At 42.0% G+C, this 17,271-nt stretch carries 14 protein-coding genes and 1 pseudogene; 7 read left to right on the forward strand and 8 right to left on the reverse strand.

Translation table 11 applies throughout. The annotated features are described in order from the left end of the window. From H6G92_RS39285 to H6G92_RS09235, 3 genes and pseudogenes are all read left to right on the forward strand, one after another. Positions 1-132, forward strand: a pseudogene (locus H6G92_RS39285) (anthranilate phosphoribosyltransferase); the annotation flags it as partial. 388 nt (positions 133-520) lie between these two features. Further along, a complete protein-coding gene (locus H6G92_RS09230) occupies positions 521-1,468 on the forward strand; it encodes a LysR family transcriptional regulator (RefSeq protein ID WP_190893051.1) in 948 nt (315 codons plus the stop codon). A gap of 85 nt (positions 1,469-1,553) precedes the next feature. Further along, positions 1,554-2,627 (forward strand): anthranilate phosphoribosyltransferase family protein, encoded by a 1,074-nt coding sequence (locus H6G92_RS09235; RefSeq protein WP_190893053.1) that lies wholly within the window; start codon positions 1,554-1,556, stop codon positions 2,625-2,627. A 106-nt stretch (positions 2,628-2,733) separates the two neighbouring features. On the opposite strand, the gene H6G92_RS09240 is transcribed toward H6G92_RS09235, so the two are convergent. Together H6G92_RS09240 and H6G92_RS09245 are read right to left on the reverse strand one after the other, a co-directional pair. Then, on the reverse strand, positions 2,734-4,158 hold the full coding sequence (locus H6G92_RS09240; RefSeq protein WP_190893055.1) for an LCP family protein: 1,425 nt from the start codon (positions 4,156-4,158) through the stop codon (positions 2,734-2,736). 286 nt (positions 4,159-4,444) lie between these two features. Continuing rightward, positions 4,445-4,786, reverse strand: a complete 342-nt coding sequence (locus H6G92_RS09245; RefSeq protein ID WP_190893289.1) for a hypothetical protein — start codon at positions 4,784-4,786, stop codon at positions 4,445-4,447. 259 nt (positions 4,787-5,045) lie between these two features. Between H6G92_RS09245 and H6G92_RS09250 the strand changes: the two genes are divergently transcribed. Further along, positions 5,046-6,221 carry an AI-2E family transporter gene (locus tag H6G92_RS09250; RefSeq protein ID WP_190893057.1) on the forward strand — a complete coding sequence of 392 codons (1,176 nt, stop codon included), beginning with the start codon at positions 5,046-5,048 and terminating at the stop codon, positions 6,219-6,221. Positions 6,222-6,245: 24 nt separating this feature from the next. Here H6G92_RS09250 and H6G92_RS09255 read toward each other — a convergent pair whose 3' ends face one another. Both H6G92_RS09255 and H6G92_RS09260 read right to left on the reverse strand, forming a co-directional pair. Continuing rightward, positions 6,246-7,574 (reverse strand): serpin family protein, encoded by a 1,329-nt coding sequence (locus tag H6G92_RS09255; RefSeq protein WP_190893059.1) that lies wholly within the window; start codon positions 7,572-7,574, stop codon positions 6,246-6,248. Between the two features lie 415 nt (positions 7,575-7,989). Then, a complete protein-coding gene (locus H6G92_RS09260) occupies positions 7,990-9,585 on the reverse strand; it encodes a S8 family serine peptidase (protein WP_190893062.1) in 1,596 nt (531 codons plus the stop codon). A gap of 174 nt (positions 9,586-9,759) precedes the next feature. Between H6G92_RS09260 and rpe the strand changes: the two genes are divergently transcribed. Then, positions 9,760-10,467 carry a ribulose-phosphate 3-epimerase gene (rpe, locus tag H6G92_RS09265; RefSeq protein ID WP_012408248.1) on the forward strand — a complete coding sequence of 236 codons (708 nt, stop codon included), beginning with the start codon at positions 9,760-9,762 and terminating at the stop codon, positions 10,465-10,467. A gap of 267 nt (positions 10,468-10,734) precedes the next feature. Here the strand turns inward: rpe and H6G92_RS09270 are convergent, their stop codons facing one another. The 4 genes from H6G92_RS09270 to H6G92_RS09285 form a co-directional block, all read right to left on the reverse strand. Further along, entirely contained in the window at positions 10,735-10,920 is a 186-nt protein-coding gene (locus H6G92_RS09270; RefSeq protein ID WP_190893064.1) for a hypothetical protein, read from the reverse strand. Between the two features lie 326 nt (positions 10,921-11,246). After that, positions 11,247-11,717 carry a HetP family heterocyst commitment protein gene (locus H6G92_RS09275; RefSeq protein WP_190893291.1) on the reverse strand — a complete coding sequence of 157 codons (471 nt, stop codon included), beginning with the start codon at positions 11,715-11,717 and terminating at the stop codon, positions 11,247-11,249. Between the two features lie 1,151 nt (positions 11,718-12,868). Further along, the gene (locus H6G92_RS40800) at positions 12,869-13,561 is read right to left on the reverse strand and encodes a hypothetical protein (RefSeq protein WP_190893066.1); all 693 of its coding nucleotides are present in this window, start codon (positions 13,559-13,561) and stop codon (positions 12,869-12,871) included. A 455-nt stretch (positions 13,562-14,016) separates the two neighbouring features. Further along, a complete protein-coding gene (locus H6G92_RS09285) occupies positions 14,017-16,422 on the reverse strand; it encodes a GH116 family glycosyl hydrolase (RefSeq protein ID WP_190893069.1) in 2,406 nt (801 codons plus the stop codon). 173 nt (positions 16,423-16,595) lie between these two features. Here H6G92_RS09285 and H6G92_RS09290 point away from each other — a divergent pair, with 173 nt between their 5' ends. Then, complete coding sequence (locus tag H6G92_RS09290) at positions 16,596-17,069, forward strand: hypothetical protein (protein WP_190893072.1); 474 nt, start codon at positions 16,596-16,598, stop codon at positions 17,067-17,069. Between the two features lie 8 nt (positions 17,070-17,077). Beyond that, positions 17,078-17,242, forward strand: a complete 165-nt coding sequence (locus H6G92_RS09295; protein WP_190893074.1) for a hypothetical protein — start codon at positions 17,078-17,080, stop codon at positions 17,240-17,242. Positions 17,243-17,271 lie beyond the last annotated feature (29 nt).

The following is a 17,271-nucleotide window of genomic DNA, read 5'->3' on the forward strand; positions in this document are numbered from 1 at the left end:
GTTGGTGAAGCCATTCATGGGGAAACTGATGTTTTAGCCGGTTGTGTTAAGGGTATTGCCCTTGCTAAGGAAGTTCTGCAAAGCGGTGCGGCTTGGACAAAACTTGAGCAACTTGCTGAATTTTTGCGCTAATTGCCAACTTCTGGTAAAAAAGAATGGTTCGCGTCAACCAGTCGCGAACCACTTTAGCATACTTGTTATAAAATTAATTGCTGGCTATCTGCTTGAGGTTTCACAAAGGCTTATGCTCCTTAAAACTCATAATCCATCGCATAATGTGATCAATTAAAAATCTTATCTAAAAATTTATATATTTATTACAGAAGAAAATTGTCAAGTCTTTTTTGGCGGAATTTAGCAAAAAATTTCGTGCAAAACGGATAATTAACGATGAAAGCAGTAAAATCTGATTTACACAAATTTTAATTATAGTAAAAAAGTTGTAACAAACTATACTAAATAGCGGATAAGAAACCGTTAACTTAATGAAAGCTATAAATGTAATTCAGGCTACATAAAAATGCGCCTAGAGCAGTTGCAAGCCTTTCTGGCGATCGCACAAACCGGCAGCTTTCAACAAGCAGCGCGAACATGTGGTGTTACCCAATCTACGATTAGTCGCCAAATCCAGGCATTGGAAGCAGATTTGGGTGTAGAACTGTTTCACAGAACTAGTCACGCAAAATTGACGCTGGGAGGTGAACATTTGCTACCCCGCGTCCGCAAAATTTGTCAAGAATGGCAGACAGCCACAGAAGAATTAGCTGATTTAATTGCCGGAAAGCAGCCAGAACTTTGCATTGCCGCGATTCACTCCTTATGTGGATCTTACTTACCCCCAGTGTTGCAAAAATTTTGTCATGATTATCCAGATGTACAATTGCGAGTAACATCATTGGGAAGCGATCGCGCCCTCAAAGTCCTCAAAGATGGATTGGTGGATTTAGCAATTGTGATGAATAATCGCTTCTTAACCACTGGTAGAGAAATGGTGGTAGAAGTACTTTATGATGAACCGATAGAAGTTCTAACCGCAGCCAATCATCCACTAGCCCAATATGAATACGTACCTTGGTCGGAGCTAATTCGTTATCCCCAAGTGGTTTTTAAAGATGGTTATGGGATGCAACGCTTAATACAAGATAGATTTGAGCGAATGGAAGCTACACTCCAAGCGGCTTTAGAGGTAAATACCCTAGATGCCTTCCGAGGAGTGGTGCGCCAAGGAGAACTGATAGCTTTGCTACCTCAATCAGCATTGCTGGAAGCTCGTCTTGACCCTACCCTAGCGATTCGTTCCTTAGCTAGCAATAATATTAGTGGTTTAGCAGATGGTTCCAGTTTGACTCGTCGGGTAGTTATGGTTACAACTCAAGATCGGCTCCAAATTCCCCCCATCAAGCACTTTTGGCAACTTGTGCGCGAAAATATCCCATTACAAATTGACCAGCAGCGATCGGTCTCTTAAGTGTCATTAGTTATTATTCATTGGTCATTAGTCATTTTCAGAAAGGACAATGGACAAATGACAGTGGACAAAGGACAAAGGACAAATGAGCAATATATTTAGGGAATTACTACAAAAAGTAGGTAGCGGAAATCACACAGGGGAGAATTTAACTCGCGCCCAAGCAGCCACCGCCACTAAAATGATGCTGCTGGGTGAAGCTACACCAGCCCAAATCGGAGCGTTTTTGATTGCTCATCGAATCAAGCGTCCTACGGGCGAAGAGTTAGCGGGAATGTTGGATGCTTATGAAGAACTGGGGCCAAAACTGCAACCAATCGCCTCTGGGCGACCAGCGATCGCTCTTGGCATCCCTTATGATGGCAGAACACGCACAGCACCAATTAGTCCCGTAACAGCTTTACTACTCGCCGCAGTTGGACAACCCGTGGTAATGCACGGTGGCGATCGCCTCCCAACTAAGTACGGCTTACCCCTGATAGATATTTGGCAGGGTTTAGGAGTCGATTGGACTACTTTACCACTAGCAAAAACCCAGCAGGTGTTTGAGCAAACGGGAATCGGCTTTATTTATCTACCTCAGCATTTTCCATTAACTAACAGTATTTGGGAGTACCGCGACCAACTTGGCAAACGTCCGCCCTTAGCGACAATGGAGCTAATCTGGTGTCCTTATGCGGGGGATGCTCACGTAATCGCTGGGTTTGTTCATCCGCCGACAGAAGGGATGTTTCAGATAGCTCTGGGGCTACGGGGAGTAACAAAATTTACATTAGTCAAAGGATTGGAAGGGAGTTGCGACTTACCACGCGATCGCACTGCAATCATCAGCTTATCTTCATCCGTAGCATCCCAAGAGGTAGAACGATTGCACCTCGTACCGCGTGATTACGGTTTTACTACCAAGAACGTACCCCTTGGAACTACTGAAGAATTGGTGGCAGATATGAAGGAAGTTTTGGCAGGTAAACCAGGCGAACTAATGCAAACAGCCTTGTGGAATGGCGGATTTTACCTATGGCGGAGTGGTATTTGTCCAGATATGTCAGAGGGTTTAGCTAAAGCAGAAGAATTATTAACCAATGGTGTAGTAGCAGCTAAACTCCAAGAACTTAGCCAGTTAGTAAATTCACTGTCAGCAGCATTTGTGCCAGTGTAAATAGTTCAGTTAGAAATATCGATTTCATCACTTACTTGAGAGTGTCAAAATAATTCGTAATTAATTACGAATTACGTTACGCAGGAGCGTCATTACGAATTACGAATTATTTGGTCAGCAACTCCTCCAAAATAGACTTTTGTTGCAACCAATCCTGTCCCACTTGAATACTGATATCCGAGCCAAGGTTGCCAGTACTTTCCACACGCACTTCGCCAAATCCTAAAGTGTTACGAATTGATTCGGCACTCTCACCATCTCCTTGTTGGGCGACAATATGAGTCACCTCTAGAGGTTCACCCCATGCCTTAGCCACATATATGTTGCGATATCCAGATTTTTCCAAGGCTCTAATCAACGGTTGTAGGTTAGAGCGATCGCCACCTGTACTATCTTGAATTGCTACACGCAAAGAGCGTGGATTAGCCATCTGCTGTTCCTGGTCTGATTCCAAACCAAAGTGTTGAGCCATGAGTCTGGCAATACCATTTTTGCTTGGCAACCAATAGCTAGCATCATACTCATTCTTTTCGCTAAAGCGACCTGGGAGCATTAACATTTGCATATTAGAGCGATTTGTTCGCACCCCAAAACCCATTAGCGCCACTAACTCCTCAACCGTCAAATTGGTATCGATGTGGTCTTTTACTACATCAAGAACTTTAGGTAATTGAGCAACAGTAGCTGGGTTGAGTGTTTGATCCATCAAGGCACGCATGACCATTTGCTGCCGCTGAATCCGACCAATATCACCGAGTTCGTCATGGCGAAACCGCAACAATTGCAGTGTCTGATCGCCGTTGAGATGCTGCTTACCCGCCTTCAGATTAATGTACAAATGCTGAGAATCGTCTTGGTACTTCATATCTTTGGGGACGTAGACATTTACGCCACCCAAAGCATCGATCAGCTTGGCAACTCCCAAAACGTTAATTCGGACATAGCGATCAATTCCCGCCCCACCTAAGAGATTACTGACGGTTCTGGCAGTTAAAGCTGGCCCACCTTCAACATTGGCGGAATTAATTTTTTTCACCCCATACCCCTCTATTTCTGTGCGGGTATCTCTGGGAATGGAAAGCATAACTATTTTTTTCGTCTCTGGATCAAATTTGACCAAGAGCATCACATCGGCAAGACCATCAAAGGAGTTTACTTGGGGCAGGTATTTGAGGTTTTTGGTTTCTTCGGGAGGGTTTTGCACATCTGGGGGAAGTACACTCATCCCCATAACCAAGAGATTCACCGGGCGAGTTAATTCTGAAAATCGCAGCACACCACCAGAAATGCTATCGCTATCAAAGACCGCCTCATCTTGTGGACTTAGCTGGGCTTGTTGCAAAGGCGTACTGGTTAAAGACACCGCTAAAAGTGCCCCTGCTGTTGCTGACACCATTGCAATCCCACTCATACCTACCCAAAACCACAGCCAACGTCCAGATTTCGAGTTATGGGGAAGGGAAATTTTTTTCTTGGATTTTGAGGCTTTTCCCGACTGGTTTTCTTCCGCCGAACTTCTTTGAATGGTCACAGACTTCCTCACACTTACTCACTAATCAAATTCGGTCAATTTGCAGACTAAAAACATCCAAACAAATCAACCCATAATAGCTAACTCTTAATTATCAGTGCTAACTTTTTTAATGTAGTGTCAACCACAACACTTATAGCAGCATTTTTCCTTCTTTTGGGCCAACCTGGAGATGTTTTACTGAAGTATGGCAATAATAAACTGGATTTGACTAGATATATAGATAAATCAACCGTAAATTTTTAGGAAATAGGTAAAAGTACTGAAAAATTCTCACCCTAAAAAATTAAGATAAGTACTTTCCAAACACTCGTTCTGCTAAGGTAGTAAACCCTGGTAAACGCCCAGATTTGCCCTGCATTAGGCGTACAATTAACCAGACACTTACTAAAAAGTAACCCGACGTGAGAAAGCTATTCAGGATAAATAGACGTAGCGGAAAAAAATCTGAAGTTGCTGCTCCGGTAGCTAATAATAGATATGTCAACAGCCAAGTAAGTGCCAAAGTAATAGACAGACGACTAACAGCAAGTTGTTCCCGACTCCCTTGCCCTCGATAGAGAGTCCACAAGGACGGAAAAAAGCCGATGATCGGAACTAAATATAAAAGCAACTGTGTTTTGGGCATTGGGAGTGTTGACTGTTGAGTTATTCTCCTTGTCTCCTTGTCCCCTTGTCCCCTTGTCTCCCCATCTCCCTCATCTTTGCCAGTCCCTAGTCCCCACTTCCCACTTCCCACTTTCCACTCCCCATTCCCTTTCGGTTCAAAATTTCCCATTTGGGTTAGTCTAACTCCTAAACTAGAAGGATGAATAAGACTCATATAGTTAGAGATAATAAGCTGTAAAGAAAGATTTCATTTAGTTCTATCCCGCAATTAGCTCAAAATGCAGACACGCAAGCTACTCGACTGGTGGCAAACATTCACACCAATAGCGCGAATCGTGGCGATCGCGTTATTCGTTCCGCTGCTAGTTCTTAATGGTTGGGCACTTTCGGTATTTTTTGATTATTTCCATTCTCTCATAGTCATTTTAGTCGGAGCCTCAGTGCTAGCATTTCTGCTCAACTACCCCGTGAGCTGGATGGAGCATCATGGTGCTAGGCGAGAGCAAGTCGCTATTTTAGTATTTCTCTTGGCTTTATCGATTTTATTGGCGTTGGGTGTTACACTTTTTCCGCTGGCCCTTACCCAAGCTCAACAACTGGTAGCTCGCTTGCCAGAGTTAATCGACTCTGGACGCTCTCAGTTAATGATATTAAACGAAAAAGCTGAGACTTTTGGCTTACCGATTAACCTCGATGCTCTGGTAGTGCAAATCAACGATCGCGTTAAGGGACAATTGCAAGCGATCGCTGGACAAGTTTTAAATCTGGCGGTAGTTACAGTCACTAGTCTGCTAGATATTCTCTTGACAATGGTTTTGACTTTCTACCTTTTACAGCATGGAGGTGAACTTTGGCAAAGTTTAGTAGAATGGTTACCCTCTAAATTCCGTGATCCTTTCTCTAAAACAGTCCGCCTGAGCTTCCAAAATTTCTTCATCACCCAGCTAATTTTATCAACGTGCATGGCATCAGCCCTCATTCCTACCTTTTTGTGGCTGAAAGTGCCATTTGGTCTACTATTTGGCCTAACTATTGGCCTGATGGCTCTCGTCCCCTTTGGCGGTTCTGTAGGTATCGCCCTGACTACATTATTGGTAGCCTTGCAAGATTTCTCAATGGGTGTGAGAGTCTTGATAGCGGCAGTAATTGTACAGCAAATTCTCGAAAACTTAATCGCCCCCCGAATTTTAGGCAGCTTTACGGGTTTAAATCCAGTTTGGATTTTAATTTCGGTTTTGACAGGGGCAAGAATTGGTGGATTGTTGGGTGTAATAGTGGCAGTACCAACAGCTGTTGTAATTAAGACTGCTTTAAGCGCCTTACGTCCTGGGAGCCTAAGCAACGAGACAGACGACAGCGCCACTGGAGAAATAACTGCACCTAGTGCAGCAAACGAGTCTCTGAAAGCTGACGCTAAAAACACTCTGAGCATTTCTGAAGCGACATTACCTTAAGGAGGCAGGAGGTTTTCTGCCTCCTCATTGTGGCTCAATGATGGAACCCATAAACAAAAGACTTCCCGTCTGATTATCCCTAATGGCACAGAAGAAGGGACGCTCAACAATCATTCGGAACGGTTCTGGTTCTTCTCTCAAAGATGTTGCTACTATTCCCACTGAAGTAGCCGCAGCCGCTTCGGTGCCTTCTTCGTTCACTTCCACAAAAGTTTTATGCTTAACTTGGCTAATGGCAAAATTTTTACCCATGCCGGAAAAATTGGCTTTGTCGCTGAAAGCCTCTTCCATGCCTAAAGTTTTCAAGGCATCATTGAGTGTAACGTCGTAATCTATTTTGAAGCGGGGTAGGCGAATAAAGCCTTTTTGTTTGTTGAACTGAGTCATCCATTTTTGCCAGTTCTCAACATTTAAGTTTTGATAGAAGGCTTTGAGGTTAGAGTTTTGTTTGGGCAGGAATATATAAAAACTCAACTTACCATCTTTACCGTAAGGTAAACTAACTGCCTGAAACTGTTCGTTTTCATAGTACCTATAGTCACCTTCCTGGGACATCATTGGGTGTTGTTTTCGTCTACCAGATGTGATGTAAAAAGGGTATTGAGCGGTTTGACTTTTGTCAAATTCATTACTCCAATTACCTTTAAAATATATGGCATTAATCAGAAACAATACTTGGTTAGGTTCAATTGTTTCAACTATTTTAGTAATTTTGCCCTTAGTATTTTCTTCTACCCAGTTATTGATAATACTAGATGCGGCGGCATCTTTAAAGTTTAAATTGCTGACCTTAGCTTGATAGAAATCCTGGGTTCTCTTGAGGAAGTCTGGCGCAAAGCTAACATCTTGATTTGCCCAAAGTGAGTTAGCAATGCTCAGTTGCACTTTCGCATCCTGATTGTCTAAAATTTGCTTTAATACCGCCGCATAAGAAGAGTTGATTTCTGGTAGATTCATCCCCTGCAATTCCAGGGTTTTTGCCATTGCTTGTTGAGTCGAGCCGCTAGCGCCGTTGTAGGTCATAGCAAGAGCGATCGCTACACTCGAAGGTGAGATAAAAACATTCTTCTCATTATCACCTTTCAGAACTTCTGAAAATAGTTTAAATCCAAATTTATTGCTAGAGTCAACTATTCTTGTATCAGTCTTGACTGTTTTTTTTTGCAATGGAGTTTCTGGCTGAGGTAAACTAGATTGGGCGAGGGCATTTTTGTTACTCTCGACTTGAGAACACCCTAATACGCTAAATAGAACAACACTTGCAGCTGCCAGAGCATAACGTCTGCCCAGACTCACACCGTAACGTCTTTGCAAGAAATTTTCTTTCGCATCACTCAATTTTTGCCGATTCATTCTGCTACCTCACTTGCCAAAGATTCCCGATCTGTGCTCATGCTTGACGCAGATACTGTGTCAATGATTAACTATTGCATTTGGTGCAATAGAAAAATGGGACTGTTACAGTTTTTGTAACAGCAAGTTACTAGCTCAAAGGAATTAAACACAACTTATTAGAGTTGCTAATTCCTAATTGAGGTGGCTATGCAGACGAATGATGAACAATCTGGATTCTTAGGAATTTTCTTAATTTATATATAAAAGTATTGTAGACTACTTAATCACAAAATAACCACCGCTCTTGGTTTTTAAAGATAAAATCACGTTTCTCAGTTCACGAAATACCAAACTTTTGTAGGGACACACGGCTGTGGGTCCCTATAAAGGTTCAAATAGATGAAAAACGCTGTAACAGTTGTGCGCCCTTATTTTAATTGATAGGTACACTCCACCAAGCTAAACTATAAGGTTGAGTCGATTCATTTAACTTTTGACGAAATTGGACGCGGATTTTGTAATTGCCAGTAGCAGCAACGGGGCAGAAAATATGTTCTACACTATCAATTTGGCTGACTGAGGAACAAACAGTACCAGCATCTGAATTTTGAGCATCGGCTTTTACTAAGTATAGGTCGAGATTATTTAAGCCGCGATCGCGAAAATTTTCGCCCATGTCATATTGCTGATTTTTATTTTTATCGTTGAGTTCTACTAATCGATCCCAATTAAGGGTAACAGCAACAAAACTTCCCTGCTTTAACGGTTTGGCTAATATATAGTCAACATACGCTCCAACATCCACTGTGCGATAATCCCAACCAATAGCCGGCACCGCAGCTGATGCCTGCCATTGACCAGCACTAAATTGCTGATAAGCGCGAAATACATTTAAATGACCCGCTCCCATTTGGGCATCTAAGGGAATCTTTGGATCTTTATAAGCATCAGAATCTAGCCAGTTTTGATTTTGTTTATCAATTAGTGTTCGGCCCATTCCCAACCGTAAGCCATCGCCGCTATCTAGGATTTTGTCTGCTGAATTTAGCAATACAGCTTTCATTACTTGATGACGCCGAGCATCAATGCTCCAGTTGCGTTGTTTTGTCCGCATCTGTCGGTCAGCAAGTTCCTGCAAGAGAGCAACAGTAGCTGTAACTTGAGGCGCTGCAAAACTCGTACCTGTAACCTTATTCAATTTGCCATCTGGATTGAGCAAGGGAATATTATTCCCAGGAGCAACTAAACTGATAGCGCGACGCCCATCAAGATTAAACTCCTTGCCAGCTAGCCTTCGACTCGCTCCTTGGTTAGCACCTGCCAGATTAGCCACGTCTACTTTGTTAAAAACTCCCCCTCTGCGAGATGAAAAAGCCACGTTCATTCCGTTAAAATTATCTGTAGGAATGGGAATACCGCCCTTACCTTGGTTGCCTGCGATCGCATACAAAACATCATGAACGCGACTAGACCAGTCAACACATAAAGTTAGTAAAGCATTGCCATCTAAAATAGCCTCTGGTCGAGGATCGCGGCTCAGAGGTTCACCAAAGCTAAAGTTAATGGCACGGACATCGCCACTATTTTGTAGCGCTATGTGCTGGGCCGATAAGCACTCTTCTGGCTGACCCATGTTTTTAGTGGAACCCACCGCAGAGGAATACAGTCGCGCTCCCGGAGCAACTCCCGGCAAAGCTTTGTCTTGACTCACCATGACACCAGCAACATTGTAGGCATGGGGATCAACACCGCTATTAGACTTAGCTGGCCCATTGCGTAAGAAAACCGCTGCTAAAGATATGGCGCGATTTTTAGACACCGCCTTATCCCACCCAAACATTCCCGGTCGGCCAATTTCCACTTGACCAATAGCAATCTTACGACCGATTAAATTATAAGGAGGTTGGTGTAGCTTCAGAGCATCAATGCCGTTAGTTCCTAAAGCAGATTCTAAAGCCGAAGCAATTACCGGCGCACTCAGACAAGATGCACTTAATCCCCAAATTATCCAAGTTAGTTTTTTTGTCATTTGTCATTTGTCATTGGTCATTGGTCATTGGTCATTGGTAAAGAATTAGGAGTTAGGAGTTATTATTCTCCCTCTGCTCTCCATTCCCCAAAAAAGCCGGGATCAAAGTTATGAGTCTTGCTCAATGTTTTGTTACAATGCGTACAGACGAGGACGCTTAAAAACCCACTAGCCATGACCCAAAACCTATCTCAAAAGCCCATTGTAATTTCTCCATCTATCCTATCAGCCGATTTTAGTCGTCTGGGTGACGAAATTCGCGCCGTAGACGCGGCCGGAGCAGATTGGATTCATGTTGATGTCATGGACGGTCGTTTTGTACCTAATATTACGATAGGCCCTCTGATTGTGGAGGCGATTCGTCCGGTTACGACCAAGCCACTGGATGTCCACTTGATGATTGTGGAGCCAGAAAAATATGTAGAGGGATTTGCTAAGGCGGGTGCCGATATTATCTCTGTACACTGTGAGCATAATGCTTCCCCACACCTGCATCGCACCTTGGGGCAAATTAAAGAGCTTGGTAAAAAAGCTGGAGTTGTACTTAATCCTGGTAGCCCTCTAGAGCTAATTGAATACGTTCTAGATTTATGCGATTTAGTACTGATTATGAGCGTCAACCCTGGTTTTGGTGGTCAAAGCTTTATCCCTGGTGTATTACCCAAAATCCGCAAGTTGCGTCAAATGTGTGATGAACGCGGTCTTGACCCTTGGATTGAAGTGGATGGAGGACTCAAGGCAAATAATACTTGGCAAGTTTTGGAAGCGGGAGCTAATGCAATTGTCGCCGGATCAGCTGTATTTAACGCTAAGGATTATGCTGAGGCTATTACATCGATTCGCAACAGCAAGCGTCCTACCCCAGAATTAGCCAAGGTTTAATTCAGTTTTGGATTAAATGTACTCCACAAAAATTAGGGTGGGCAAATTGCCCACTTTATTTTTATTTAGACGTAAAAAACTGGAAGTTATTCAAGTTTTGAACTTCCAGTAGTTGCTATATAAATTGAAAATTTAGAAACCAGAGATAATCCAGGTTGGGAGGACTAGGATTACAATAGTCGAAAGAAAAGCGTATGAACTACTAGTTCTACCAGCCACGACAACGATTTTACCGAAACTTTTCTATTTCCGTTTCTGGTATTGGTGTTAAGCGTTTGCTTTATTAACTAAAGCAACACCAATCACAGGATAAGAAGTTTTATAAGCATTACTCGTACCGTCTGCAGTCGGTGAAAGCTCTGTAAAGTTTGGATTGGGAGAAGCTACCGCTCCAAATTCTCTTTGCTCAGACTTCCTCGAAAATAGAACCACCAGTAGCAACGGTTTGATCATCGATCTTGGACTAGGAGTTATTTACTCCATGACATGCTGACTACTTTTGTAATCAGTTTGATTTACTTCATAGTCAGAACTAATCATTGATTTTATTTTTTAAAATTAACTTGCTTGCCGCCAATCACCTCTATTTTTGTTGAAGTTGTAGTTTTTATTAGTTTACCAATCTCATCAATATATATTTGCCATTTTGGCAGATTTTTTTAAAAAATATCAAATGAATCACCGCTATAGAAAACCTGCCATGCTAGAAATTTTTAATTAGCATAGCAGGCTCTCCTTTCAGGCACTCTAGGGCAGAATCTATTGATTCCAAATAGCCTTTAATTGAATCCACAGCGTTTCAAGGAAATATCTTGAGTACTTTCTGGCTTTATTTGCGATTTCATTGATTGATGATCGTTAATTTGTTGTACCAATCTCTGATCTAAACTACCACCACGAATTTCTGATTTTTGCTTTCCGACTACTTCCAGATAAGCTAGGTCTTTGATTTTGCTTAAACAACTGGATGATACATTACTATCAGAGATTGAATCATTACCATGCTTCAGCATTTTTATATTTTCACTTTGCTGGTGATTTGACCTACTGGCTTTAGAGTTTTCTTTTAGCAAACGATTATAGGTGCGATATGGAATGTAATGGAGAGGATTATAGCCAGCAAATCGCAGCATTAAAACACATGCCCAGGAATATTTTCCAGCAAGGATTGCTTCAACTACTTTATCAAATTGTTGAGCTTTCACTGTTTTGTCTAAGTTACTACTAATGCCAGCAATGTCTTGATTCATCATAGTTTTTAATTATCTGAGATGAAGTAAACTAGTTTAGTTTTTGCGATTGTTGGTGTTTCAATTGAGGCTTACAAACTGCTTAGTTAGTGAAAGGTAAGTTTTTACCTTTTGTCTTTTCATATGACTGGTAGGACAAAAGTCTCGCGTGGCTCTTGGTAGATATAATTTGTCCTTTTAAACTTTTTCAACTCCTAATTCAACAAATTTTATCTGTTCAAGCGTTTGTATTTCTTACTACTGCTGAATTAGGCATTTTCCGGGAAATTTGCATATTTTTTGGGTTAGTAGAGAAAATTTATTTATTTTGGGTCGTTAACAACGCTATTCGTCTTTATACTATTTTTTGCCATTAATGTCATCTACTAAATTAGTAGATTGATAAGTTAAAGTTACTGAATATATTTCAATACTTATATGCATATTGTGCAACTTTTAATTTTGTCCCCTTTTGCTAGTTTATGAGGGGTCTTACCCCCCACACAATATCAATTTAAACCTTTTATTATTGTCGAGTCGCTAGAAAATATTACCATTAACCATGAGGCAAAACAACTTCTAAAAATAGTAATTTTATAGAGGCTGTAAAGAAATGAGCAGCCATAAGTATTGAAAATATATTTTAAATATTTTCAACTATATAATATTAGTTATTGACTTTGTAAATCTTGATTTACAAAGCCTACGGTCTTAGCTAATCTAAATAAAATAGCTGTAAACTGCTCATGAAATATTCATGAGCATCATCTAGGAATCACAGATAGCCTAGTTCTGAAAGATAATTAGTGATGAGTAGTAATACAGAGATTTTTAACTATCATCAACTTAGTTAAGCAAAACATCTATAATAAGATGTTCTTAACAAAAAAATGTAGGCAGCTAAACTTATACATTTTTAGATAAATTGATTAATAAAAATAAAGGTAATTAACAGAGTATGTTGCTAAACTAATTCGGCAACTTTTTATATCTATATTAATATTTAATATATTCATATAAGTGAGATTAAAAATGTATCGGTAGCTCTGCTAAATACTAAGAAAAACAACTAATTACTAGAAGCTATTAATTAGTGCCTTGCTTTAAGAGGAGACCTCGGTCTAGAACAAGGATATAGTCGACATGATGAAGGTGATACAAGCTTGATTAATCTAGACTACGTTCTGTTGAAATTGGTGGCCCAAATCGCTATCTAGGGTACTAGTTGCTTTATCTAAAATTAGAATTGCTGTGTTCTTAATCAGTGCGCGAGAAAATGAAGCAAGAATAATTTCTCTGAGTGATTTTCGGTAATGCCACAATGTTCGCCAATAGTGACATAAGGAGAGTTTCTCATCCTTGAGGGCATTCAAGTTTTCGGTAAGGTCTAATAGTAGGACATATCCTGTCCAGCTAGCTTCACCTATGGCTGGATTACTTAATGTGCGATCGCCTTTAACTCGCCAGACAACTGGATAATGAATTTCTTGCCAATTAGCTATCCACGGGTTATAATATGAGTCCAGCTTGCTAAGACTCGCCCTCACTGCTAGCACTTCCAAGAGCAAGTGAGTTAAAGCCTCTGGTTTAATAGTTACGTTTGACAGAATTAGCTGCACCCGACCCTGGCAAACTGAATAGAGAAAATTTGTATTGTCTTCAGTTTTCCCATCTAAACCGTAGATAGTTGCCTCCTCTCTTAGTTGAAACTCATGGAGAACACAAACTTGGGTAAGTTGCGATTCTAGGTTTGTATCCTCTGCAACTAACCTCAAAAATTTGAGTATAGCCACTTTTGGAGTGGGAGACTGTTGGTTACTTAATTTCACATCTCCCCGAACTCTTGATGACGAAGAGGAGTTCATGGTTTAACTTCGGTTTTCTGGGTAAACTTACTAACTTGTGCAACGTGGGTATTTATAGAGCAAAAAAATTGATAATTCTTTCGCTGATTTGGTTTTACATGATTACAATAGCCTATGTAAAACGCAATTACTTGTGTTTTTAATCACCCAATGCTTCAATTTCATTTCTCAGATTTATGGCTAAAGCTAGTAATAGTTGCATTTTTTGAAAGAGTGGTCTTGAATTCTCAATCCTTCAACTCTTACCATTACTGAAAATTTCCTTCGCTTCCGGAAATACTCGGAAAATAAAATCACAAATCTAGACTCTGCTTTCTTAGATGAAGACAGGCTAAATTTGGCATTGCGCACAGTATATATGTAATGTGCTCAATGGAATACGACCGTTCGTAGGGACGCACAGCTATGCATCCCTACGTGTGTTGGATCAAAACGAGAACCGTTTTGATAGCCAATTAATCAATAACTAAGTAAATTCCCCAAATCGCCATTGCCCGTAAGTAAGTGCTAGCACGGAAAGTACCAGCTGCGGTGATAGCTTCAGGTGTGCGAAATTGCAGCCCATTGTTGTAAATTTGCTCCACTACAGCTTGTGTCAACCTTAATGCTTCATCCTTCATTCCCATTTGCACGAGAAAAGCTGCCAGCCCAAAGTTTATACCTGTCCAAACTTCTAGGGGATGAGTAGCTTTGGGGTTTTCTGGTGAACCGTCAGGACGAACACCATTAGCAGCACCAAACTCACCATTGCAGAATTTTAAAAAGCAGGCATCATAAACGGTTTTTAGGGTAGAGAGGGCGCGATCGCTCGGTACAATATCAGGTAAGTCCAACAGACGAGCATAAAACTGTCCACACAGTTGATCTGCCATCACTACATCGGAACCACTTTCACTATCAAGTCGGTAATATTCCCCATTCCAGAGTTTTTCTTGGTAGATAGGAAGAGATTGTTGTAACCAAGTTTCATAGATGGATTTTTGAACCGCCAAGCCGCCAAGGTCGCCAAGGTTGTGAGTTGATAAAATATCACTAATTGCGATCGCAGCCTCTAGCGCCGCCAACCACAACCCCCCACAATAGGCACTGACACCCTGTAACCGCCAATCATCAAAGGTTTGGTCAGGCGCACCAGAATTTTCCGGAATTCCATCGCCATCAATGTCAAAGGTTTTCAGGTAGTCGAGGGTTTGAACGATCGCATTCCAGCAATCTGCTAAGAATTCTACATCGTCAGCACCCGTGAGCAGAAAATCACGGTATACTTGCAAGACAAAATCGCTACCCAAATCCTTCCACAAATTGCAGTCTTGATAGCTGGTGTAGTTGGTTTTCTCCCAAACGTGTTCATTTGGTGCGCCTAAATCGTGGGGTGTTGCACCTGCGACTTTGCGAACTGCGATCGGGCTTTCTGCCTTAATTGTCATGTAATAGCCAATTATCCTGGGTGTATCATCACCTTGAGGAATCGCCCTTGCAAATGCCCGCATCACCGACTTTTCTAATTCTGGAAACAGCATCAGCAGGGCAAAAGAGCCGTATAATCGCACATCTAAACTTTCATACCAACGGTAATCTAGGCACTCCAGCACCGCAAACTGACCGATGGGGTCAAGTTCTGATGCTGCACTCCAGAGAGTACCGCCACTGGTAAGGTCGTAAAGCTCATTAAATAGAGCCATCTTAAACCAGTTGGGTAAATCTTCCCGGTCGAGAATCGGTTTTTGCCAAGCTTGAATTTGCGATCGCCAGCTTTGGTATTCTTGTAACGCAGTCGATGCGATCGTCCAAGCGTTGTTTCCACTTTTACCAAAAAAGTCTGTATATCTGCGGTAATAATTAACCCCGGCGGCAAATTCTGTGATTGGCAAATCCCAAGCAAGAACAAAGGGGATTTCGAGAGTTTCGCCTGGTTGGAGAGTGAAACGGAGTGCCATCGCAGCCCCTAATTGTTCACCTTCTGCTACTGGATTTGCATCTATATAATTGGGCAAAGAACCATCTTTCGCAAAGCTTTGCCACACCTCATCACCCGTACCTTCAGGATTCCAGCGAGTGTGGTGAAATACTTCCACCTGGGGATGCTTAACTGTAGCAATACACCAAGTTCCGTCACCTTCTTGCAAAGCATCACTACCAACCCGACCTAAAACACAGCCAAACTGTTGTGTATTTTCAACTATCTGGTTATGGTTCCCTTGACTTTCGCCCCAGCGCGGTTGATATTCGTAAACCGGACTACCATCATCGCGTACCCGCACTTGGGGAGATTTGAGAGCGTTTGTAAACCAGCCCACCATATTTTGCCAAGTCAGCATAATGCTGAGAGTAATCGGTGCATCTGTGGGGTTGTGGGCATTCCAGAGGAATATCGCCACAGGGTAGCTAGTTTCTTGGTAATTACCTGCCCATATTGGCGAAAATTGCTCACAAGTCAACTGTGTTTGAAATACATTTTCATACACAAACCAGCTACGTGGGTATAGCGCGTGATAATTACCTGTCCCTTGTTTACCGGGAGTTGTCGGATACCATTGCCAAGCTTTGAGAGTGTCATCATCTGGCGCTTGGGTAGATAAAGCGTAGGCTTGGGAAGATGTGCTATTGGATTCAAACACACTGAATTGACAAGCGGGAACGTTTTTGAAGGTATGCTCACCGCCATCGATGTGCCACAGGTTAAAATCTCCCCGTGAAGAACGACCGATGCAACCTGCACCAAAGCCACCTAAAGGCATACCATGCCAAGGGCCGTCATCGATATTACTTGCGTAGCGGACGGTATAAGGTTTGTCCCAGCCTAAGCCGATAGGACGGCTCCAAGTACAAGAAGGAATTTTCACAGAGAGTTGATTTGTCATCGCCTAATGTTACAGCGTGCAGTTACGTCCATGAAGACTAACGCGATGTGCGATTTTTCTCAAGGGGCGAGGCACAACGATGTAAGGACATGGCATTGCCATGCCCCTACTTGGTAATTTTGTTGTATATGTGGGCACTCTAAAGTTAAGCCACATACTGGAGACTAATTTCTATGTCCACAGCCCCAATTAGTGCAACACTAGCGCAATCAGAGAGAGATGCTGTGTTGGAAGCGATCGCCACCATTAAAGAAAAACTACCATTTTTGATTGATTTAAGTAACGAGGAGCGGAAAGCTTTACCCAAGATGGGAGATAAAAGCCGCGCCTTTGTCAGCAAAGCATTGGAGGTGGCGACACAGAACCCAGAGTTTTTACCGCGATCGTTTGACCTCGATGAAATGCGGAAAGACGTAAAATTATTTGAAGCTTTGTATCCAGTATTGCTGTCTTTGTCACAATTACATGAGTTGCTGGATGATACATCTATAGCAGTAGGCAGTGAAGCTTATGCAGCCGCGTTGCAGGTGTATAACTATGCCAAAGCTAGTGGACAAGGTGCTGGTTTAGATGCAGTAGTTGAAGAAATGGGGCAACGGTTCGCCCGTAAATCTCGGAAATCCAAGCCTCAAGCAGCAGCGTTGTAGAAAATAGCTTGGCGATTGCACTTCTAAGGTGCAATGTTGAGGTTCAGAACTCGGATGTTGCAGTAAATTGCTCGGCGTTCCGAGTTCGGAACTCGGAACGCCGAGATCAGAACTCAGAACTTCATGCTTACAACAGCAATATCCGAGATCCAAAGGTGAATGATGGTGAATAAAAGGCGATCGCTCGTCCTTTGAACAGCAA

The organism is Nostoc foliaceum FACHB-393, assembly GCF_014698505.1.
Taxonomy (GTDB): Bacteria; Cyanobacteriota; Cyanobacteriia; order Cyanobacteriales; family Nostocaceae; genus Nostoc; species Nostoc foliaceum_A.